Annotated in this window: 15 protein-coding genes and 1 tRNA gene; 9 read left to right on the plus strand and 7 right to left on the minus strand. The window is 47.1% G+C overall.

Annotation, left to right across the window (positions count from 1 at the left end; translation table 11 throughout):
• Positions 1-106 precede the first annotated feature (106 nt).
• The gene (gene nagA, locus QP420_RS01215; protein ID WP_481616335.1) at positions 107-1,366 is read left to right on the plus strand and encodes an N-acetylglucosamine-6-phosphate deacetylase; all 1,260 of its coding nucleotides are present in this window, start codon (positions 107-109) and stop codon (positions 1,364-1,366) included.
• 118 nt (positions 1,367-1,484) lie between these two features.
• Here the strand turns inward: nagA and QP420_RS01220 are convergent, their stop codons facing one another.
• The 4 genes from QP420_RS01220 to tgt form a co-directional block, all read right to left on the minus strand.
• Entirely contained in the window at positions 1,485-2,276 is a 792-nt protein-coding gene (locus QP420_RS01220) for a FadR/GntR family transcriptional regulator (protein ID WP_060786609.1), read from the minus strand.
• On the minus strand, positions 2,260-4,938 hold the full coding sequence (locus QP420_RS01225) for a sialidase family protein (protein ID WP_481616336.1): 2,679 nt from the start codon (positions 4,936-4,938) through the stop codon (positions 2,260-2,262). Before QP420_RS01225 ends, QP420_RS01220 begins: the two co-directional genes overlap by 17 nt.
• Positions 4,939-5,118: 180 nt before the next feature.
• Positions 5,119-5,201 (minus strand) — tRNA-Leu (locus QP420_RS01230).
• A gap of 392 nt (positions 5,202-5,593) precedes the next feature.
• Complete coding sequence (gene tgt / locus QP420_RS01235; protein ID WP_481616337.1) at positions 5,594-6,919, minus strand: tRNA guanosine(34) transglycosylase Tgt; 1,326 nt, start codon at positions 6,917-6,919, stop codon at positions 5,594-5,596.
• A 293-nt stretch (positions 6,920-7,212) separates the two neighbouring features.
• Here tgt and QP420_RS01240 point away from each other — a divergent pair, with 293 nt between their 5' ends.
• Both QP420_RS01240 and QP420_RS01245 read left to right on the plus strand, forming a co-directional pair.
• Positions 7,213-9,096, plus strand: coding sequence for a S1C family serine protease (locus tag QP420_RS01240; RefSeq protein WP_481616338.1), 1,884 nt, complete (start codon positions 7,213-7,215; stop codon positions 9,094-9,096).
• Between the two features lie 9 nt (positions 9,097-9,105).
• A complete protein-coding gene (locus tag QP420_RS01245) occupies positions 9,106-9,816 on the plus strand; it encodes a nitroreductase family protein (RefSeq protein ID WP_415695833.1) in 711 nt (236 codons plus the stop codon).
• A 2-nt stretch (positions 9,817-9,818) separates the two neighbouring features.
• Here the strand turns inward: QP420_RS01245 and QP420_RS01250 are convergent, their stop codons facing one another.
• A complete protein-coding gene (locus QP420_RS01250) occupies positions 9,819-11,600 on the minus strand; it encodes an ABC transporter ATP-binding protein (protein ID WP_481616339.1) in 1,782 nt (593 codons plus the stop codon).
• Between the two features lie 45 nt (positions 11,601-11,645).
• Positions 11,646-12,641 carry a 23S rRNA (guanosine(2251)-2'-O)-methyltransferase RlmB gene (gene rlmB / locus QP420_RS01255; RefSeq protein WP_415688678.1) on the minus strand — a complete coding sequence of 332 codons (996 nt, stop codon included), beginning with the start codon at positions 12,639-12,641 and terminating at the stop codon, positions 11,646-11,648.
• A 209-nt stretch (positions 12,642-12,850) separates the two neighbouring features.
• Between rlmB and QP420_RS01260 the strand changes: the two genes are divergently transcribed.
• From QP420_RS01260 to QP420_RS01285, 6 genes are all read left to right on the plus strand, one after another.
• Complete coding sequence (locus QP420_RS01260) at positions 12,851-15,808, plus strand: cation-translocating P-type ATPase (RefSeq protein ID WP_481616340.1); 2,958 nt, start codon at positions 12,851-12,853, stop codon at positions 15,806-15,808.
• A gap of 98 nt (positions 15,809-15,906) precedes the next feature.
• Positions 15,907-16,488 carry a dCTP deaminase gene (gene dcd / locus QP420_RS01265; protein ID WP_060786601.1) on the plus strand — a complete coding sequence of 194 codons (582 nt, stop codon included), beginning with the start codon at positions 15,907-15,909 and terminating at the stop codon, positions 16,486-16,488.
• 283 nt (positions 16,489-16,771) lie between these two features.
• Positions 16,772-17,581 carry an alpha/beta hydrolase gene (locus QP420_RS01270; RefSeq protein WP_415695827.1) on the plus strand — a complete coding sequence of 270 codons (810 nt, stop codon included), beginning with the start codon at positions 16,772-16,774 and terminating at the stop codon, positions 17,579-17,581.
• 29 nt (positions 17,582-17,610) lie between these two features.
• Positions 17,611-18,066 carry a nucleoside deaminase gene (locus tag QP420_RS01275; RefSeq protein WP_481616341.1) on the plus strand — a complete coding sequence of 152 codons (456 nt, stop codon included), beginning with the start codon at positions 17,611-17,613 and terminating at the stop codon, positions 18,064-18,066.
• 190 nt (positions 18,067-18,256) lie between these two features.
• Complete coding sequence (locus tag QP420_RS01280) at positions 18,257-18,568, plus strand: type II toxin-antitoxin system Phd/YefM family antitoxin (protein WP_415688685.1); 312 nt, start codon at positions 18,257-18,259, stop codon at positions 18,566-18,568.
• A gap of 107 nt (positions 18,569-18,675) precedes the next feature.
• Positions 18,676-20,628 (plus strand): alpha-glucosidase, encoded by a 1,953-nt coding sequence (locus QP420_RS01285; RefSeq protein WP_481616342.1) that lies wholly within the window; start codon positions 18,676-18,678, stop codon positions 20,626-20,628.
• Here QP420_RS01285 and QP420_RS01290 read toward each other — a convergent pair whose 3' ends face one another.
• Positions 20,629-21,423 carry an SIR2 family NAD-dependent protein deacylase gene (locus tag QP420_RS01290; RefSeq protein ID WP_481616343.1) on the minus strand — a complete coding sequence of 265 codons (795 nt, stop codon included), beginning with the start codon at positions 21,421-21,423 and terminating at the stop codon, positions 20,629-20,631. It lies immediately after the preceding gene.
• Positions 21,424-21,577: the final 154 nt, after the last annotated feature.

Consider the following 21,577-nt stretch of genomic DNA (forward strand, 5'->3'; position numbering starts at 1 on the left):
TAGATCCGATACATCTTATGGATCCGATACCTCTGATAGATAAGTCTAAAATTAAGTAACGTATTCAAAAGCACAAACGTCAAAAGCACAAACGCAGGTGGGTTAAATGTCAAAAAATGCATACTTAGATGCCGTAAATAAGATTGATGATTCACTAAAATCAAACGAGGGGCGCAGTTTTGTAGTGCGCAACGTAAGCGTTGTAGACGCGCGCGGAATTGTTCCTAACGCTTGGATTTTGGTTAAAGATGGCGTAATTTTAGAAACGGGCATTTTAGACGAAGACCTTGCGCTGGCGATTAATGCTTGCGGCTTGCGCGCATCTGACTTAAATGTTGTAGACGGCGGCGGCTATTTTGCTGCGCCAGGCTATATTGATTTGCACGCTCATGGAGCCTGGGAGCATTCGTTTGACGACGGTGCCGAAGGGATTGCCATTGCGCGCGCGTATCACATGCTTCATGGGACAACTAGGCAAGTTCTTAGCTTGATTACAAATCCTCTTGACGTAATGCAAGAGAATTTGCGCACCGTTAAGCGCGTTATGCAAACGCGACCAGATGTGCTTGGATCTCACTTAGAGGGGCCGTTCTTGGCGCTTTCTAGAAAAGGCGCGCACGACCCTAATTGCCTAGTGGACCCTACCCCCGAGCGTGTTGAGGCGCTGCTTGAGGCGGCGGATGGCACTTTGCGCCAGATTACTCTGGCTCCAGAGCGAGAACACGGCATGGAGGCTATTAAGCGCTTTGTACAGGCTGGCGTAATTCCAGCAGTGGGGCATTGCGACGCAGATTATAAAACCGCGCGCGCGGCTTTTAACGCTGGCTCTACGCTTATGACTCACATGTTTAACGCTATGAACGGCATTCATCACCGCAAGCCAGGCCCAATTCCTGCAGCTTTGGAAGACCCGCGAGTAACGATTGAGCTTATTAACGACGGCTTCCACGTTGAAAACCCTGTTTTGCGAATGGCGTTTAAGGCGGCGGCTGGAAGGATTGCGTTTGTAACGGATGCAATGGCTGCAACAGGATGCGCGGATGGCGCTTATAAGCTTGGCGCTTTAGACGTTACGGTTACGGGCGGCCACGCAAGGCTTGTTTCTAATGGCGCTATTGCGGGATCTACTTTGATTCTGGAAGTTGCTATTAAGCGCGCTGTTAAAGAGCTTGGAATCGGATTGCCAGAGGCCATTGCTGCGGCAACCGTTGTTCCTGCTCATGTGCTTGGAGTAGATAAGCCGAATGCTATAACTGGCGCTCCTTTGGGCTTGGTTGAAAAGGGGTACGCGGCCGATTTGCTTTTGCTTAATCCAGGAACTTTGGCAGTTGAGCACGTTTGGTGCGACGGCCATAAAATTTCGTAACGGAAATCGTATCGTTGCGATTAATCGTGATGCTGTAGTACTCAGGCATCACCATTGAAGATGAAAGAACCGCTCCTTAAACTAGAGCGGTTCTTCCATTTTATAGAATGTATGTGCTTCAGTGCTTTTGCAGTCTATTAAGCAAAATCGACTGAATTGGTTCGTAATGGCTGTTTACAGCCTGCCTATATCCGTCTGCATCTCCCGCAATAGCCGTTTTAAGCATAAGTTCGTGCGCTCTAGCGGTTTTTTCAAGCTCGTCCGAAACTTCCAGCCCCAATTGCGGCAAAACAGCCATATGCACAAGCCACAAGCATCGCACAAATTGCTCTGCGATCGTATTGTTTACCGCGCGCAAAATGCCCGTGTGGAAAGCAATATCTTGTTCCAAGAACGTTTTTCCAGCATGCGCCTCTTTAGTCATTGTTTCCGAAAGCGCTTCCAGCTCTGGATGCTGCGTTCCCTTAAGCGACTCAACAACTTTATCCGCGCATCCAAGGTCTAGGAATTTGCGCATTTCCACAACGTCACTCAAGTCTTCAAAATTCTTATTAATGGAGATTAAAGATCGGAATGCAAGCGTTTCCACCATTGGATCCAAAGACAAGGAGCCAACAAACATGCCTTTTCCTTGTTTAACTTCCACAATGTTAAGCGCTTCTAGCTTGCGAATGGCCTCGCGCACCGACGATCTTGATGCGCCAATCAAATTGCATAGCATTGGCTCGGTTGGAAGCATATCTTTTGGCTGCAAACGCTCTCTTAATATAAGCGACCTGATTGCGTCCATTGTTTCGTCGCAGCGCTTTCTTGCTGCGATTGGAGCGGAGTTTGAGCTTGCCTGCAATAGCGATAAGCGGTCTAGTGTTGTCATCTCATCGTCTTCGTGCTTGCTAAATGTCTCTTCCATTTTGGCTCCTTTCAGTTCGCGTGAGTCTTCCCTCTTTTGAATCTTTTGAATCTTTTGTTCTTTTGTTTTTGTGTACTGTGTTTTTGTCTATTGTGTTTTTGAAACCTGTTTGCAAACTATCTTGCCGCCAAAGCGAGGAATCTATTGCTGTTATATAAATTCCAGTAGTCTCTTTTTCCCACAGTAGCTGCAAAGTGTGTTTATTGCTAGAGGTAAGGCATTGATAAACGTGGTGGAATGGGTTTATGCACACATTTTTTTGCCACGTTTTGCCGCCGTCGAAGCTAAATCGCACAACTCCGCGGCCGCGGTACGGCATCATTTGGCTTGCGTTTGCAAATGCTATGCAGTCTGCGTTTCCCTCGTTTTCGCCGCTAAAGCAGGTTGCGCTTGGCTGGCTGAATATCTCGGGCAGGCTTTGGTCAAAAATCAGCTCGCTCCACGTTTCGCCGCAATCGTGGCTAATGGCCTTGCCTACGCAGCCCGAGCGATTTTGATTGCGGAAGAACGCCAGAATATCGCCATTTTTGCGCTCTACAAACACGGTTTCGGAGCTTGTTGCATCGTCGTCTTGCATTGTTACAGGGTCTACGATTTTGACGCCCATTAATCGCCCCTCGTTAATCATTTTGCCTCGGCGCCACGTTTTGCCGTCGTCATCCGAAATAAGCGCTCCCGAAGAATAGTGCGATTTGCTTTGGCCGCTGCAATAAAATGGCACGAGTATTCTGCCGTAATGTTTTTCGCTGCGCCTAATAACAATTCCGTTCCCTGGGCATACTCCAGCGAAGCTCATCCACGGTTCTTTAACCATGTGGTCAATTAAGCGTGGTGCGCTCCACGTTTCGCCGTCGTCGTCCGAGTAGATTTGCGCTATGTAGCAAGTTTTTTCGGCGAATAATGGCTGATTTTTGCTCGCTGTTTCGGGTGATTGCCATATGTTCCACGTGGAACGGTCGCAAGTTTGGTTACTGTGCAATCCGCTGCTCAGGTCTCCGCTCAAATCGCCATTTTTTATGCTTCCATCTGGGTAAATTAGCCAGTTTGTTGCGCATTCTTTTTCGCTGGAATCGCATGGCAATTTTACGGCCGCGCTTGCGTCCATTGCCGCCGCATAGTGGCCACCTAAGCGGTCTATAAGCTTGATTCTTCCGCAAGCGTCCACGCCTACAGCTGTTTTGCAATTTGTTAGCCCAATTCCGCCAGGATTAATGTCAATTAATACGTTGATTCTTTCGCTTTTGCCCTCTGGGTCTAAAACAGGGCAGGAGTCGATTGCGCTGGCGCCCAGTTTTCCAAGGTTTTTGCCAGGCATATTGATTACGGTTTGCAAAGGCTCCCACGTTTTTCCGCCGTCTGCGGATCTGCGAATCACAAAGTTTATGTGATTTGGAGCGTCGTTCGAAACGCTTGTTCGCTGGTCTGCTCCCGCGATTAGCGTTCCCATGCGCGTTTTTACAAGCGACGGTATTCTGTAGCTGCGAGAGCCTGCGTAGCCTGTGTCAAATAGTGCGGTTGTTACAAGCGGTTTTACTCTCGATATTCTTTGGATTTGGCCTTCGCTTAGCGCACTAAAGTAGATTCCGCCCGTTCTGGCTTCGCCCATTAATCGCACTCCGCGCAGGTTTTCGCCAATGCTTACGGCGTCTAAGTCTGGTATGTTTGCAAACCAGAATTGGCCTATGTTGTGCGACTGGCTGTATCCGTCTACGTAAATGTCAGTTGCTCCGCGATTTGCACGAATAATCAAGTCGTGCCATTCGCCATCGTCAATGCTTGCGGCTGCTTCGATTGCGCTTTTTACGCCCGTCTCGCTGTCAATTAGCGTGATTTTTATGCCTTCTGGACCCGCGTACACGCTTATTTTTTCGCTAGGTTCTTGCTTAGTTTTTGTTCCGGCAGTTCCGGCAGTTCCAGTAGTTCCAGCTGCAAAAAGCACTCCGTGTTGGCCTGGCCCGCGCAATCTAAATTGAATGTGCAGCGTTCCGCTGGCCTTGCAAGATATGCGTTTTATGTCTCTTGCGCAAATCGTAGGCCCCGCAAACCATATGTCTGGCTGCGCCTGAGTGGCCGAATTTGCAATTTCTTCTGGCTGCGGCAAGTGGCTTGAGTGGTAAAAGTCGTAGATTTGCGAAGATTCTGCCTGCGCTGCACAAGCTTCCGCCGCTTTTGCGCACACTCTTTGCGGTCCAAGATTCGTTGCGCTCGCAAAGCACTGGTATCCGTCTAAATAAAATCGGCTTCCAAAACTTCCGTACGTTATTGCAAAATCGTGTTCGCGCCCGTTGCCCGCGCCTAGCGCATCTTCCATGTGCAGTGCAATTTCTTTTGCACCATTTGCGTCGGCACTATCTTCTAAAAGATTTTGCGCACTAAGCAGGGGAGCATCTTCTTTAATACTTATTTTTATTATTGGAGTTGCGTCCTCTTGATGCGCGGAAGCTTCCGATTCTTGTGCGGGCTTAATATTTAATAAATCACAATCTGCATTTGCTACAAATTTGAACCCTATTATTCCTTCGTTTTGATTCCCGTGATTCCCGCTATTTTCGCTAGTTGGTGTAATTTTTATTGTGGCATGGTTGAATCGCGTGTGTGCCGAACCCCCGATATTGGCAATTTCTTCACCCAGGTTCGTCGTCTTCGTTGAACGACGTTCCATTTTAGTCCTCCATGACCGTAAAAATTAAAACCACTATGTTTTAACACGTCTGACGTCTTATGACGTTCACTATTCAGTCTATCACACATTTTTAAGCAAATGCACAATTGTTGCATATGATGTTGCAATATGATGCTACAAAATAAGAAAGAACGTTGAAAAATCAACGTTCTTAAAGAGTGCGAACGGCGGGACTTGAACCCGCACGAGTATACACTCACTGCCACCTGAAGACAGCGCGTCTACCATTCCGCCACGTTCGCATACAGACCATAAAACTACCATATTTGTAGCCGTTTAGCAAATATCGCCATTTGTGTGTTGGCCCGCATTTGTTTCTTTTTACCCGCGTTTGTTCCCATTTCGACCCATTTTGGAAACAAACGCGGGAAAGTTGTTCGCGCGTTACAGCGCGCTCACGTCTTCGCCGCACGTAAAGTCCACTGGACTTTACATGTAAGCGGCTCAGCGCTCCAAGTTGCCTTCGCGCACTACGCTCTAAGCGCTCAGGCAGGTCGTCGCGCCCCCGTTTGTTTCTTTTTGCCCGTGTTTGTTTACATTTCGGCCGATTTTGGAAACAAAAGCAAGAAAAAGTAAACAAACATGGGGAAGTGTGCAGATTGAAATCGTCGATTCGCGCGCAACACCAAGCAAATTATCCGCGCGACCCATTCTCATAATAATGGGCTAACGATTCATCTCTGAAGTCTTCAAAATACCCGCCGTCAATCGACGCGCGAATGTCGTCTAGAAGTTTAACAAAGAATCGCTCGTTGTGAATCGTAGCAAGCGTGTATCCGTTCATCTCTTTAGCGCGCAGCAAATGGCTAACATACATGCGCGAATAATGCGTGCAAGTGTAGCAATCGCAGCCTGCTTCAAGTGGCCCCTGGTCGTGCTTAAATTCCGCGCGCTTTACGTTGTAGCGCCCGTGGCGAGTAAAAATCGCGCCGTTTCTGCCGCATCGCGCAGGCGCCACGCAGTCAAAGGTATCTCCGCCGTTTTCTACGCAAGCAAAAATGTCGTCAACTGCTGCAATTCCAAGCACGTGGCGAGGGCGATTTTCTGGCATAGCATCGCAAATCCAAGCGCAAGTGTCTCCAATAATGCGCTTTTCAATCGCACCGCCAATTCCAACGCCGTCAAAGTCGAGCGAAGCAATCTGCTGTGCCGCGTGCCTGCGCAAATCCTCGTAATTTGCTCCCTGAACAACGCCATACAACGCCTGATACGGCTTTCCTAATCGCGCCTCGGTCAATCGCTTGTGTTCTTCAACGCAACGCTTAGCCCAGCGGAAAGTGCGCTCAACAGACTCCTCCTGGTAGCGGCGAGTGTTCATAAGCGTTGTAAGCTCGTCGAAAGCAAACATAATATCCGCGCCAAGCTTGTGCTGAATTCCCATTGAGATTTCTGCGCTAAAACGATGAATAGAGCCGTTTAGCGGAGACTTAAAAGTAACGCCATCTTCGTCAACAAATGCCATTCGCTCTTTACCAGCTGCGATTACATCGTCGGACTTCATGCCAGTAACATCCATTGCAAGCGTCTTTTTAAATCCTGCGCCGAGCGAAAGCACTTGGAATCCGCCAGAATCCGTAAAAGTTGGGCCATCCCAGTTCATAAACTTTGCAAGGCCGCCAGCTTCGTCCAAAATATCTTCGCCAGGGCGCTCATATAAGTGGAATGCGTTAGAAAGCATGCATTGGCCGCCCAAGTCTTTGATTGATTCTGGTAGCACGGCCTTCATTGCGCCTTGCGTGGCAACTGGCACAAACGCAGGCGTGCAAATATCTCCATGAGGCGTGCGAATTACGCCAGTGCGGCCGTATCTGGCTCCGTCTTTTCCTTTGCCATCTGCCGCATTTTCCAAACGCGTTTTTGTTGTAAACGAGAATTCTCTGCGATCTCCAGGTTTACCAGGTTCTGCTCCGCGTGGGTGTTCAATAAGATTAGTCATAACATTTACTCTATTAGAAGGCATGACGATACGCGCGTAAGTTGCGGTATTGCGCGCGGAAAAGTCGCAAGCAACCGTTCGTTAAATTTTACGTGTTTTTATAATTTTTATAAAAATAATTAGCTAATTTATGGGTTATATGTGGCATTTATACGGCATTTATACTGCTAAATATTCAGGTAATTTTAAGAGCGGCACGTTTAACTCGTATTGTAAACGCAAAATTGTGTAAAAATTGCATATTAATTGCATATTAACTTGTATGAATTTGTGTAATCAGATTAGAGTATGCTTTGTAAAAGATTTAAGGAGGATTAATGGCTGACGATATTTACGATTCCAAGGCCTACGATTCTAGTGAAGAGCAAAATGGCAATGCTTCACAAAGCCAATCGAAGCCGCTAAGTGCGCAGGAAAATCAGGCGAATTCAGAGCAGATTTATCGACCAGCTCCAGAATACGGAGCGTATGGCCCTGTAGACGAGGGTGATGTAAATAACTCTGGCGAATCGTTGCAAAATCAAGAGCAAAGCAGCGCGAGTAATTTGGGCAGTGCAAGCGGCACAAGTGATGCAAGTGATGCAAGTGGAGCAAATAGCGCAAACAGTAGTGATTATGCGCATTCGAAAGATAGTGACGATTTAGATAATCCGTTCTTGCCATATGGTGATCCATATAATAATAACGCGCAAAAGCGAGCTAGATTCGGCAATCCTTACGATTTGAGCACGGATAACAGTGGCGAAAATAGCGCGGATAATGCAGATAGTGCGGATAATATTGCAGAAAATCAGCCTGCCGAAGATTTAGCCCAGAATCCAGCACAAGATTCATCCCAGAATCCACTCCAAACTCCAAATGTGGTTTATAAAAAGCACGGATTTAGGGCGGAATCTAAAGAAAACTCAACAATTACGGTGGCAATCGTTTCGTCTATTATTTCTGCCATTGTATGCGTTGTTGTAATGGCATTTGCTCTTACTCAAGGCCTGATTCCTATTCCAGGCGCAGGAACACTTGCAGACGTTGGAGCGCAAAGCCATTCAAAAGGAACGGCCGTAGTAAAGGGCGGCCAGGCTCCAGATTGGCGTTCGGTTGCTAAAAACGTTTCTGGCGGCGTTGTTTCTATTCAGGCACGCAACAGCAAAAACATGAGCAAAGGCTCGGGCGCAATAATCGACAAGCAGGGTCATGTTGTTACAAATAACCACGTTATTGCTGGCATGCAGCAGCTTCAAGTAACGCTTTCTAACGGTCAGATTTACAAGGCAAAGCTTGTTGGAACCGATAAAACAACAGATTTGGCTGTGCTTAAAGTAGACGGTTTGCCAAATAATGTAAAGCCAGTTGATTTTGCGGATTCGGATGCGCTCGCAGTTGGCCAGCCAGTAATGGCAATTGGAAATCCACTTGGATACGACGATACGGCTACGACGGGTATTGTTTCTGCGCTTAATCGCCCAGTTTCCGTTATGGACGATCAAAGTCGTTCCGAAATCGTTACAAACGCTGTGCAAATTGATGCAGCAATCAACCCAGGCAATTCGGGCGGCCCAACTTTCGATGCTGCTGGAAAAGTGATTGGCATTAACTCGTCTATTGCAGCAACTTCTGCAAGAGGTGGCACAGCAGGGTCCATTGGAATCGGCTTTGCTATTCCTTCCAACCTTGTTAAGCGCGTAGTAACCGAGATCATTAAGCATGGTTCTGTAAAGCACGTTGCTCTTGGAATTATGGTTAAAAGCGTAAACGTAACGCAAAATAACATTACGCGTGGCGGTGCTCAAGTGGCGTCTGTAACGCCTGGCGCTCCTGCTGCAAAGGCGGGAATGCGCGCTGGAGATACAATCGTAGCGTTTAATGGCAAGTCGGTTACAAGCAACTACTCGCTGCTTGGATTTGTGCGCGCTACAGCTTTGGGAGATAAGGCAACAATAACGGTTGTTCGTGGAAACGGAACCGTCAACTTAACTGTTAAGTTTAATCAAGAAGAAGCTGCGGTTAATGGTGCAACTCGCCAAGACCCTCGCTCGCTAAGAAGGCGCAGCAACAAGAAGCCTGATTCTTCGCAAAATAAGAGTCAAAAGGGTGACGGCGGCGGTTCTTCGGATGACGACGACGATTCTTTGGATCAGCTTCCTAGAGGCGGAGACGACGATTCCGACGACGGCGGCATTTTTGATCCATTCGGTTTCTGGTAAACTGATAGCATGACTTACAAAGATTTTGGCCAACTTGCATCGGAGCGGTTTTCTGCACGCGACTTTTTAAACAAGCCGATTGAGCAAAACGTTTTAGAGTCAATACTGCACACCGCTTCTCTTGCGCCAAGCTGGAGTAACACAAGGGCTTATGCGCTTGCGATTGCACAAGGCAGCAAAAAAGACAGCATTGTAAAAGCTTATTTAGATAAGTGCAATGCAATGCTTAAGGCCAAAGATAAGAGTTTGAGTGAATCTGAGCGCGCTCAGTTTGCTCAAGAGTCAGCGCCTAATGGCGACGTTCCTGTTGCAAGGCCGTACCCTGATGATCTAAAGCAGCGAAGCGCTAAACTTGGTCTAGCGTTATATTCGCATTTGGGAATCGAAAGGCACGATTTTGCAGCCAGGAACGCCCATACGCGTAGGAATTTTGAGGCTTTTGGAGCGCCCGTTATTGGCTTTGTTTTAGCTAGGCGCGATTTTATGCCGTTTGCTGCAATGGACGCTGGCCTTATGCTGCAAACGCTATTTCTTGCTGCTAAAGATTTAGGCGTTGACTCTTGCCCACTTGGAGTTTTGGCAACTTGGCGAGATCCGTTAGACGCGGAGTTTGATGTTCCAGAAAACATGGAGCTTTTAACTGGATTTGCTCTTGGGTATGCTAGCGATTCGCACACAAACGAGTTTAGAGCTGAGCATCCAAAGATTGAGCTGCTATAGTCCTATTTTATGTGTGCTTTGCGCTCGTAAATAGTGGCAGTGCTTTCCCAAACAAGAGCCTTCCAAGACGTTTTAACGTTAGAAACAGCATGCGCATTGTAATGCGAAATGTTGTAGTTTAATGCCAAGAAGTAGTACCACGGCTGGCTGGATTCGCTAACAAAAAACTCTGGTTCGCCTTTTGCAGCGCACGCCGCCAACTCTTTTTCTTGCTGGTTTGCAGACGAGCTTTCGTTTGTTATAAAAGTCTTGTTTTTGTAAGCGCAGTCTATAAGATTCTTAGAAAAATAAGGATTTGCGCCCACTAAAAGCCACGAATATTGGTGAGTGTCGCTTTCTTCGTGCGAAATAACGTTTCCACTTTCGTCAACTTGCTCGTAATTATGGAGCCAAGATGCTACAAAACGCTTATTTTGCAAGTGATTACTAGATATGTATTGCGCTACAGCCCTGGAAGGCGAATAGTCAAACAGAATGTCGTTTACACAAGCAAACGCGTTCCAAATTAGGCTTGGGGCAAGTATTATTGAAATTAGCACGTTGATTTTCAAAGCTTTGTTTTTTATAAATCTGAATTTATTAGGGATGATTTTAACAAAAATCGTAGGAATATCCTTGCTGCTAAGCGGCTCTTTTATGTGACTAATCCAAAGCACACTAAGCAAAAACACAAAGATTAGGCCTGCGTGATGAAGCGTAAAATAGCGCACAGCTACGATTGTAAGAACAAAATAGGGCATTATAAGCACGGCAAGTAGTTTTCGCCGCATGGTGATTCTAATGGCAAATGCCCAAATCGCAAGGCTAAACAGAGTGCATACTACGATTGGCCAAAAGTCAAAAGGCATTCTTCGCATTGAAACATCGCCATAAAAGCTTGTAAACATGCTTTCGGAAGGCATTACAAATATAAAAGCAAAGAATTTTGCGATATTTGAATTGCCATCAATCGTTGCGCGTGTGGCGAAGGCGTTTGGCGCGGGCCATGCAAGAGCAAGGTTTGCAACGCCAAAAATGGCGATTAATCCCCAAGATATAAGTCGTGCCAAATTTGATGAGATTGTTGTTTTAATCGCGTGAAAAACGGCACTAAAATTAAGAGTTTTGCTACAGTCTTTGCTAATGTCTTTGCTGATATTCTTGCCAATATTCTTGCTAAAAACTCGCCAAATCCACGCAATTGTAAATCCTGCAGCAAACGCGATTCCATACACGCTAAGCAGGCACATAAACATAAGGCTAATCGCAAGTTTGCAAGCGCTAGAAGTCTTAGAATCCGCACTATTCCAATAATGTGCAGCCACTAGCAAGCTCAAGCAAAGCAAAGCGTACGGTCTTGAAGTAACGCCGTATTGGAAGCAAGCAAAATAAGTAAAAGGAATAAGAAAAGTTGCAAGGCTGCCCGCACGCTTAAAAGGCGATTTAAAAATAAGCCACGCGCCAAGTAAGCTTGCGCAAACCAGCTGAATTCCCTTAATTCCAAACTCGTATGGAACGCCACTTTTGGCTGCAATCGCAAGTAAAAGATTCCAAAAAGGAGGGTGGCCTTCGTAATGTGGTCTAACGCTAAAAATGCTTGCAAGCGGTGAATCGCGCGCAATCAGCCAGCTTTGAGCTTCATCAAACCAAGGTTCGTGGAAACACATTACGATTGCAATAATCGCAATGTATAAAACAAAAGCTAAAAGCAGTGCCAATGTGCGCGCGTTATGCGAGCTTTGTAAATTGCGCGAATTGCGTAAATTGCGCGAATTACATAAATTGCGTAGCTTTAAAATCCGCATTACCGTTAACTCTTAATTGCAATACTCTTAATCGCAATACAATTGCTAATTTTGACTTAAAGCGGCAAGCCTACGCGCATTAGCCACAGCATACAAGCTGATTCCAGCAGCAACGGATGCGTTCAACGATTCAACGGCGTTAGAAATTGGGATTCCAGCAATGGCGTCGCAAGCTTCGCGCGTTAGGCGACTCATGCCTTTGCCTTCGCTGCCAAGAACAACAACAAGTGGATCGGTTTCAAAGCCAGTTTCGCCAACGAGCTTGTCTCCTCCGCCGTCCAGGCCAATCGCGTACCATCCGCGTTCGCGCAAACCTTGAATCGCCTTGTTTAAGTTCACCACGCGAGCAACAGGCAAGTGCGCTGCAGCGCCTGCAGAAACCTTCCAAGCGGCAGCAGTAACAGATGCGCTCCTGCGCTCAGGCAAAATTACGCCATTTGCGCCAAAAGCGGCTGCGGAACGAATAACCGCGCCAAGATTTTGCGGATCGGTAACGCCGTCTAGCGCTATAAACAACGGGCGTGCGTTAATGCGTGCAGATGCAGAATCCGCCGCCTCCATAGCGCGAGCCTTCTTTTCTGCGCGATCAACAAGCTCTTGCAGAGAATAGTATTGATAAGGCTGCACCTTTAAAATAATGCCCTGATGATTAGTGCTGTGGGCAATGCGATCCATCTCTAGGCGATCTGCCTCCAAAAGTCGCAAGCCTTGCATGCCAGCAAGCTTAACGATTTCGCGCGTGCGATCGTCGTGCTCAATGCGATTTGCCACATAAAGTTGCGTGCTAGGAACGCCTACGCGCAAAGCCTCAAGAGTTGCGTTTCGCCCAATAACCAACTCATCGCTATCTGTGCCCAACTTATCTACTCTGCGTCTTGCCGCCAAACGCGGATCTGCAAAAGTGCGCTTAATCGCAGCTTTTTTGGCGAAATAAGCTTTATGGTAAACGCGATCTTCTGCCTTAGGTGTAGGCCCTTTGCCGCGCAATGCATTACGATGTTTTCCACCCGACCCCTTGGTCGGTCCTTTTTTCATAGCCATATTCCTATTCTCACATGCCCCCGAGGCATTAATAAGGTATTAGTAAGTCATTAGTATTTGGCGCTTTATGTGGCATAATAGAACGGTACTTAATATTGCAAATTATTGTTATTGCAATAATCCACAACCGCGCAATAATCAAGATTTTGAGTCAACTTTGCATAAATCTTGATTGTTGACTACTCCGCGGCGCTCCCAAGGGGGAAAATATGGTTGATCAAAGCGATCAATCCAAAGATCCGTCATTGCAAGACGCACAAAGTGTTGCAGATGCGCTTAACGTAAACGTTTCTACTGGTCTAAGCAGTGATGAGGCTTCTAGAAGGCTCGCGCAATTTGGCCCGAACGCTCTAGCTGGTGCTCCTAAAACGCCAGCGTGGAAGAGGTTCCTCGAACAGTTTAAAGATCCGCTTGTTTACTTGCTTATAGCGGCCACAATTATTTCTGCGATTGCATGGTTTGTTGAGCGCGCACAACATGGCGGCGAAAGTGGCGGAGAGATTCTGCCATTTGACTCAATAGTTATAATCGTGATTCTTATAGCAAACGCAGTTTTGGGCTATATTCAAGAGTCGCGTGCGCAAGAAGCGGTTGAGGCGCTGGCAAAAATGAGCGCTCCGCAAACGTCCGTTCTTAGAGATGGGCGAGTTATGCGCATAGATACGGCGGATGTTGTGCCTGGAGATATTTTGGTTCTTGGCGAAGGCGATGCTGTTTCTGCAGATGCAAGGCTTATTGCAGCCGCTTCTTTGCGAGTTGCGGAAGCAAGTCTTACGGGAGAATCGGTTGCCGTTAGCAAGCGCCCAGAAACTCTAGCTTCGCCAAAGTCTTTGGCAGACCGCACAAACATGGTGTTTAATGGCACTGCCGTAACGCAAGGAACTGGTCGCGCAATCGTCACGTCTACGGGCATGAAAACTCAGGTTGGAAAAATCGCAGATATGCTTTCTAGTGCGCAAGAAGAAGCCACTCCTCTGGAGAAGGAGATGGTTCGCGTATCTAAGGTTCTTGGAATCGCAGTGTGTATTATTGCGGCCGTTGTGCTTGCCTCTATGTGGGCGCTTGAAGGCTTCCATACCATTGAAGACGTTATAGATTCTTTGCTTCTTTCCGTTTCTCTTGCTGTTGCTGCTGTTCCAGAAGGCTTAGCTGCTATCTTAACGGTTGTTCTTGCTTTGGGCGTTCAGCGCATGGTAAAGCATCATGCTGTTGTTAAAAAGCTTTCGTCTGTAGAAACTCTTGGCTCTGCATCCGTTATTTGCTCCGACAAAACGGGTACTCTAACTCGAAACGAGATGACTGTTGAGCGTGTTATAACGCCTAGCGGCCAAGTGCAGCTTACGGGTAGTGGGTATAAGCCAGATGGGCGTATGGTTTTGCTTGGTTCTTTAGATGCGGATTTGGCGGTTCCTCCAGCGCTGGCTACAGAGGTGATTGGCGCTCTCGGCTCTGGGTATTTAGCAAACGATGGCGATTTGCATCTCGATGAAGCGTCTGGCGCGTGGCAGCCAGTTGGCGACCCTACCGAGGTTTCGCTTATTGTTGCAGCTCGAAAAACTAAGGCAGATAAGCGTTATGCGCATCTTAGCCGTGTTGCGGAAGTGCCATTTACGTCTGAGCGCAAACGCATGTCTGTGGTTGTTAAAGACGATTCGGATTCTGGGAATCTTATTGTTTGTGCAAAAGGCGCTCCAGATGTTTTGCTTTCTTATTGCACGCGAATCGCAGTGGCTGGCGCTGTTCGCCCGCTTACAGAAGGAGACCGCGAAGAGATTCTTGCAAACGTGGAAAAGCTTTCTGGCGAAGCTTATCGCACGCTTGCAATGGCGTATAGGCCGCTTGGCGTAGATAGTCTAGCCAAAGTTCCAGGCATGGTTTCTAATGCTGCTGGCCAAATCGCAGATGTTGCCGAGCAAAGCGACGTTTTGGAGTCCGATTTAATTTGGAACGGCATGGTTGCGATTATTGATCCTCCTAGAATCGAAGTTCGAGATAGTGTTGCTCAAGCGCATCGTGCTGGAATCCGAACTGTTATGATTACGGGCGATCACCCGCTTACAGCTGCTCGAATCGCTCGCGACCTTGGCATTATTGGAAAAGATGAGCATGCTCTTACTGGCGATGAGCTTGACGAGTTGCTTTCTAGAGACGACGACAATATTGCTTTCGACGATGCAATTAGCAAAGTGAGTGTGTATGCGCGAGTTGCTCCAGAACACAAGCTTGCGATTGTTTCCTCGCTTCAAAGGCAGGGCAATATTGTTGCTATGACTGGCGACGGCGTAAACGATGCTCCTGCTGTAAAGTCGGCAGATATTGGCGTTGCAATGGGCATTACGGGTACGGAAGTCACCAAGGAATCTGCCAAGATGATTTTGGCAGACGACAACTTCTCTACAATCGTCGCAGCAGTGCGCGAAGGCCGCGGAATTTTTGACAATATTCGTAAATTCTTGAGATATTTGCTTAGCTCCAACGTTGGCGAAGTGTTCACCGTGTTTGGTGGCGTAGTGTTTGCTGGCGCTTTGGGAATTACGCAGCCAAACTCTGTAGGCGTAACTTTGCCTTTGCTTGCAACGCAGCTTTTGTGGATTAATTTGCTTACAGATGCTGCTCCTGCGCTTGCAATGGGCGTTGATCCTCAAACGGATGACGTTATGAATAGGCGTCCGCGAAGACTTACAGATAGCGTTATTGATAAGCCAATGTGGGGAGACATTGTGTTTATTGGCGTGATTATGGCAGCTATAACGCTGATTGGCATGGACATGCATTTGGCTGGCGGATTGTTTACCGACCGCTCCACAACTGTTTTGACTCATGCTGCCCAAATGACTCACGCGCGCACAATGGGCTTCACTATTCTTGTGTTTGCTCAAATGCTTAACGCTTTGGCTTCTCGCTCGCATTTGCAAAGCGTGTTTGTTGGCTTGTTTGCAAATCGTTGGCTTTGGGGTGCAATCGCAGTTTCCGTAGTGTTGCAGCTTGCTGTAATTTATATACCATTCCTTAATGGTCCATTTGGCACAGTTCCACTCGATTTTATGGAGTGGGTGGAGTGTCTTGGACTTTCAATGGTTGTGCTTATTGCTTCGGAGCTAAGAAAGTGTGTTTTGCGCTTTATGGCTAAACGCAAAGTTGCATCATCTGCTGCAATGTATGCGTAATGTTTGCGTAATGTTTGCGTCGACCTAGGCACGCGCTACACTTGGCATATAAGTGTGTTTATGTGTTTTTACGCAATATCGCAAGGAGATTTGACGTTATGCTGTTGTCTGATCGCGACATTCTCAAAGCTCATGAAGAGGGTCATATTGATTTGACCCCATGGACCCCAGAAATGGTACAGCCTGCGTCGATTGATGTTCGGCTGGATCGATTCTTCCGCTTATTCAACAATCACGCCTACACGTACGTTGATCCAGCGGAAAATCAAGGCGAATTGACTGAGCAGTTTGAAGTTGCGCCAGATGAGCCTTGGATTTTGCATCCTGGCGAGTTTGCGCTTGGCTCCACTTGGGAGTATGTGAAGTTAGATTCTACGATTGCTGCGCGTTTAGAGGGTAAAAGCTCTCTTGGCCGTCTTGGAATTTTAACTCATTCCACAGCTGGCTTTATTGACCCAGGTTTTGAAGGCCATATTACCCTGGAGCTTTCAAACGTTAGCACCTTGCCAGTTAAGTTGTGGCCAGGCATGAAGATTGGCCAGATGTGCTTCTTTAAGCTCAGCTCGCCTTGCCAGAATCCTTATGGGTCTTCCGTTAACGGATCTCACTATCAGGGTCAGCGTGGTCCAACTCCTTCTAGGTCTTACGAGAATTTCTATCGCGCAAATTTGGATGACTAGCGTTAATCAGCGTTAATTAGCATTAATTAGCGATAATCAGCGTTAATCCTAAGAAAAATCAGAGGAAAAGTAGAAAACTTTCAGGAAGTTATCAGCTAGTTCACTAGCAGCGCTAAGAATTATGTGTTTTCATAATATTAGTGAAAAACTTAAAAGGTATTTCACGAAAGCTTATTCATATTTTTTCCTTTAAATTTAAACCCCGACTTGAACGGTCGGGGTTAAATTTTTATGTGGACTGAGTCCTAGCCCAAATGCCAAAGCTGTGCCGTATGCTGTAAGTATGACTAATCATAACGGTGTGATCTCCAGCGAGTTCGACGATAGCGATTTTGGCGGCGGCGATTTTGGCGGCGAAGACAATGCTTCTGATGCTTCAAATGGCCTGCATGCTGGCCGTGAATCAAGTGTTGTTCCAGGCAGATTTGGCGAAGATTTGCATGTAAGCGTTGCTCAGTATTCTCGCGGCGAGGCTGCCGCTTATGCCACAAGACCTCTTCTTTTGCTACTGCATGGTTGGGGGTCAAATGAGGATGATTTGCTTGATTTGCTGCGCGTTGTGGCACCCTATAACGATGCGATTTCTTTACGTGCTCCACTTCGCTTAGCTCAAGGCGCTTACAGCTGGTTCCACGATGCCGTTCCGCAAGGTCAAGACCTGGATCGAGACATGTATGCTGCTGCAGCTGCAATCGACGAGTGGGTTGCAGCAAATGTGCCCGAAGACCGCGCTGTTGTGCCTTTTGGATTTTCGCAAGGCGCTGCTCTAGCGGTTCATGTTCTTAGGCTTAACCCAGATCGCTACCGCGCAGCTGTTGCGCTTTCTGGCTTTGTGGCTCCAAATATTACCAAAGATATTTCGCTTAACGACGATGTTCTTGCCGAGCTTAATACGCCTGTTTTCTTTGGCTACGGTTTGGATGATGCTGTTATTGCTCCTTACGAGTTTTCGGCGGCTGCAGCATGGCTTGAGGAGCATACGTGGCTGGAAGAGAAGCGCTACCGCGGCCTTGATCACGCAGTTCATATGGAAGAACTTGGCGATATTCGCTCTTGGTTTGCTCTTCATAATATCTCGTCGGGGTTAATGTGACTTTTAGTGTGTGCAACTATACGTCATTCATGCAAGAAGCATTGCAGCTTGCGCAAGTTGCTGCCGATTGCGAAGAAGTTCCAGTTGGCGCTGTTGTGGTAGATAGCTCTGGGGCGATTATTGGCCGCGGCTCTAATCTTCGCGAGAAAAACGCGGATCCGCTTGCTCACGCAGAAGTTCTTGCGATTAGGCAGGCGGCAGATGCGCGTAAGTCTTGGAATCTTAGCGATTGTACGCTTGTTGTTACTTTGGAGCCATGCCCAATGTGCGCTGGGGCGATTTTACAAACGCATATTAGCCGCGTTGTTTTTGGCGCTTGGGATTCAAAACTTGGCGCATGTGGATCTGTTTGGGATATTTTGCGAGACCCTCATATTGGCTCGCATCCGCAGGTTTTTGGGTCCGTTTGCGAATCGCAGTGTGCACAGATTTTAAGCGATTTTTTTGCGCGCGCAAACTCCCGCACAAACTCTCGCACAAAATAGAATCATGAAATGAATAAGTAAGGAGCCGCGGCTCGCGATTCTACTTCGGGCCGCTTTTGTATTCTTTTAACTATAACATTTACAAGTATAACAACTTTAATATATACTTGTAAAAAGTATAGTAAATATACATGTATTAAGTATGTGCATGGATTGTCTATAAATCTATAGAAAAGTTAGGGTAAAGCGTATGACTACAGTCGCTCCAATAAGCACTATGGTTCCGATTAGTGCTTTTAGTAATGGTAAATCTGCACAGGCTTTTGCCAAGGTGAGTTCTGGTATGCCAGTTACAGTGCTAAAAAATAATCAACCAATGTACTTCATTATTAACCGTGAAGATTTTGAGCGTTATCAATCACTCGAAGAACAACTTCAAAAGTATATTGAAGAAGCTATCGAAAATAAAAACAATGAAGCTCGTAAGCAAGTTCAAAATCGCGAATTTACCCATGAATCACATACTGCTTCTGACATGATGGATTACCTAAATGGGCTGTGAAAAGAGACGTCTAAAATCCAAAGATAGCTAAAGTATAGAATTGTAAACGTTGTAAATAATCAGCAATAAATAATCAGCAACAAATAATCAAAATTAATGGGGTTTAAATGACTACTTTTGACAGAGCTAACTTGCCGCAATCCGTACGATCAAACGGCGCTACGCCAAACCCTTGGTGGGCAAATGCAGTTGTGTATCAGATTTATCCGCGAAGCTTCCAAGATACCAACGGCGACGGAATCGGCGATTTAAAGGGCATTACATCGCGCCTTGATTATTTAGCTGATTTAGGCGTTGACGTTCTTTGGCTTAGCCCTGTTTACAAGTCTCCTCAAGACGATAACGGCTACGATATTTCCGATTATCAAGATATTGATCCACTTTTTGGCACTCTAGAAGATATGGACGAGCTTCTGGCTGGCGCACACAAGCGCGGACTTAAAGTTGTTATGGATCTGGTAGTAAATCACACTTCCGACGAGCACGCTTGGTTCCAGGCTTCAAGGGATGCTTCTAGCGACTACGCAGACTGGTATTGGTGGAGGCCAGCGCGCAAAGGGCATGTGCCTGGAGAGCCAGGTGCGGAGCCAAACAAGTGGGGATCGTATTTCGGCGGTTCCGCGTGGACTTACGATCCAAAGCGTGGTGAATATTACTTCCACCAGTACTCACCAAAGCAGCCAGACTTAAATTGGGAAAATCCTGCGGTTCGCGCTGCCGTGTACAAGATGATGAATTGGTGGATGGATCGCGGAATTGACGGCTTCCGCATGGATGTGATTACGCAAATTTCTAAGCGTGTAGATAGCGAAGGGCGTTTGCCTGGGGAGTATGGTTCGCAGATTGAAGATGCGCCTGCAGGCAGCGACGGCTACTCTTCGCCGTATTTCTTCTGCTCCGATGGCCCTCGCTTAGACGAGTTTTTGCGCGAGATGCGCGAGGCGGTTTTCAAGGGTCGCGAAGGCTTCTTAACTGTTGGCGAGGCTCCTGGAATTTCCGCACATCGAAACACCTATATTACAAATCCTGCTAATGGTGAGCTAGACATGCTCTTCTTGTTTGATCAAGTTAATGTTGATTGCGCAAATGGCACTAAGTGGAATCCTATTCCTCTTAAGTTGACGGCATTAAAGCGCGCAATGGCAGATCAGCAGCAGGCTGTGGCAAATGTTGGTTGGGCTAGCCTGTTCTTTAATAATCACGATCAGCCGCGTGCGCTTTCTCGCTGGGGCAGCGAGGCTAGTGATGAAATGCGCGTGCTTTCCGCTAAGGCGATTGCAATGCTTCTTCACATGCATCGCGGCACTCCGTACGTGTATCAGGGTGAAGAAATTGGCATGACAAACGCGCACTTTACTCGCCTCGAGCAGTATCGCGATTTGGAAGCGCTTAACATGTTTAAGCAGCGCGTAGAGCAGGCGCATATTCAGTCTGCGGAGTCTATGATGGATGCGCTCGCAAAGCGCGGTCGCGATAATTCTCGAACTCCAATGCAGTGGAATGCGTCTAAATACGCCGGCTTTATGCCTTTTAATGTTCCGTCGCAAAATAATGCGCAGCCTTGGATTAGCGTGAATCCTAATTATGTAGACATTAACGCGGCGGAGCAGATGGAAGATTCGGATTCCGTTTACTCGTTCTACAAGCGTTTAATTGCGTTGCGTCATTTGCAGCCTGTTGTTTCGGCCGGTTCTTGGAATTTGGTTGATGCGGATGACGAGTGTGTTTACGCGTTTATTAGGCAGGTTGAGCAGGCTTGTGAGAATGGTAATGCATGTAATGCAGTTGAGGCGGGTCTTGAGGAGTCCGCGAATTCCTCAAGCGCGGCTGCTTGCGATTTGCCTTGCGCTTCTGTAAAGAAGTTGCTCGTATTGATAAATATGACGGATTCATCTGTAGCAATACCTGCGCAAAGTGCTGAATTGTTGCGTAATATCGCCTCTAACGGCGTATCGTCTGATGATGTGATGATTTCTACCTACAGTGCGGATCATGCCCTTAAATCGCTTAAAAATGGCACGCTTTCGCCTTGGGAAGGAATCGCTGTTAGCTTGCAATAATTATTTTGCAATAGTTTCGTCCACCAACTTTGGCAGAGCCTTTGCAATATCTTCGCGTATTATGCGCTCTGCCAAATAATCGTATTGCGTAGCGCCCAGGTTCATTATTGTAATCGGCACACCTGCGCGAGCGGCTAGCGGCACAAGGCTTGCAGCTGGAAACACTTCTAGCGTAGATCCAATAACCCACAGCTCGCTTGCGTGCATAATCGCCTGTGCGCTGCGTTCCATTGCGCCTTCGGGCAGAGCTTCTCCAAAATATACAACGTCTGTTTTTATAAGACCGTTGCAAGGCATATTTCCGCGGTATGGCAGCGCGCGCCTGCAATGTGGGTCTGGGTGTGCGTCTAAATCGCGCATAATGTCGGCCGTGCTGTAGCTTGCGTGGCAACTCATGCAATGAGATGTTCCAATGCTTCCGTGCAAGTTCACTACAATATCTGGGCTGTTTCCAGCTTTTTCGTGAAGTGCATCAAAATTTTGAGTGGCGATTAAGTCCAGCATTCCAGCTTGCTCAAGTTTTACTAGCGATTTGTGTGCTGTTCCTGGCTGAGCATTCCACACAGGCGACTCCTTTTGCCAGCGCCAAGAGTACACGCGTTCTTCCTCGCTGCTTAAAAACGCATCTATGTCGTAAACGCTCATTTGCTCTGGGTGTTTGGTCCAAACTCCATCTGGACCGCGAAAATCTGGAATGCCCGCGCTGGTAGATATTCCCGCGCCTGTTAACACAACAATGTGGCGGTGTGCGTTATTCTTGCTATTTTTCTTGCTGTTATTCTCGCTATTTCTCATATACCTATATATAACACGCATATATTTTCAACACGCCGATGTTTTGGCTTTGTTTCAATGGTTTTGGCTTGTTGGTATGGGGGTGATTTGCTTTTGAGTCTGGTTTGGTGTAAGTTTATCTCTTGCTGCTCAGCGCGGCTGGTTCTCCTCGGTT

Origin of the sequence: Bifidobacterium sp. UMB1197 (genome assembly GCF_030217745.1) — a bacterium.
In the GTDB taxonomy this organism is placed as follows: domain Bacteria; phylum Actinomycetota; class Actinomycetes; order Actinomycetales; family Bifidobacteriaceae; genus Bifidobacterium; species Bifidobacterium vaginale_B.

Coding starts and splice junctions, on each gene's coding strand:
- nagA (WP_481616335.1), top strand. CDS start 107: ATGTCAAAAAATGCATACTTAGATGCCGTAAATAAGATTGATGATTCA.
- QP420_RS01220 (WP_060786609.1), bottom strand. CDS start 2,276: ATGGAAGAGACATTTAGCAAGCACGAAGACGATGAGATGACAACACTA.
- QP420_RS01225 (WP_481616336.1), bottom strand. CDS start 4,938: ATGGAACGTCGTTCAACGAAGACGACGAACCTGGGTGAAGAAATTGCC.
- tgt (WP_481616337.1), bottom strand. CDS start 6,919: ATGCCTTCTAATAGAGTAAATGTTATGACTAATCTTATTGAACACCCA.
- QP420_RS01240 (WP_481616338.1), top strand. CDS start 7,213: ATGGCTGACGATATTTACGATTCCAAGGCCTACGATTCTAGTGAAGAG.
- QP420_RS01245 (WP_415695833.1), top strand. CDS start 9,106: ATGACTTACAAAGATTTTGGCCAACTTGCATCGGAGCGGTTTTCTGCA.
- QP420_RS01250 (WP_481616339.1), bottom strand. CDS start 11,600: ATGCGGATTTTAAAGCTACGCAATTTATGTAATTCGCGCAATTTACGC.
- rlmB (WP_415688678.1), bottom strand. CDS start 12,641: ATGGCTATGAAAAAAGGACCGACCAAGGGGTCGGGTGGAAAACATCGT.
- QP420_RS01260 (WP_481616340.1), top strand. CDS start 12,851: ATGGTTGATCAAAGCGATCAATCCAAAGATCCGTCATTGCAAGACGCA.
- dcd (WP_060786601.1), top strand. CDS start 15,907: ATGCTGTTGTCTGATCGCGACATTCTCAAAGCTCATGAAGAGGGTCAT.
- QP420_RS01270 (WP_415695827.1), top strand. CDS start 16,772: ATGACTAATCATAACGGTGTGATCTCCAGCGAGTTCGACGATAGCGAT.
- QP420_RS01275 (WP_481616341.1), top strand. CDS start 17,611: ATGCAAGAAGCATTGCAGCTTGCGCAAGTTGCTGCCGATTGCGAAGAA.
- QP420_RS01280 (WP_415688685.1), top strand. CDS start 18,257: ATGACTACAGTCGCTCCAATAAGCACTATGGTTCCGATTAGTGCTTTT.
- QP420_RS01285 (WP_481616342.1), top strand. CDS start 18,676: ATGACTACTTTTGACAGAGCTAACTTGCCGCAATCCGTACGATCAAAC.
- QP420_RS01290 (WP_481616343.1), bottom strand. CDS start 21,423: ATGAGAAATAGCGAGAATAACAGCAAGAAAAATAGCAAGAATAACGCA.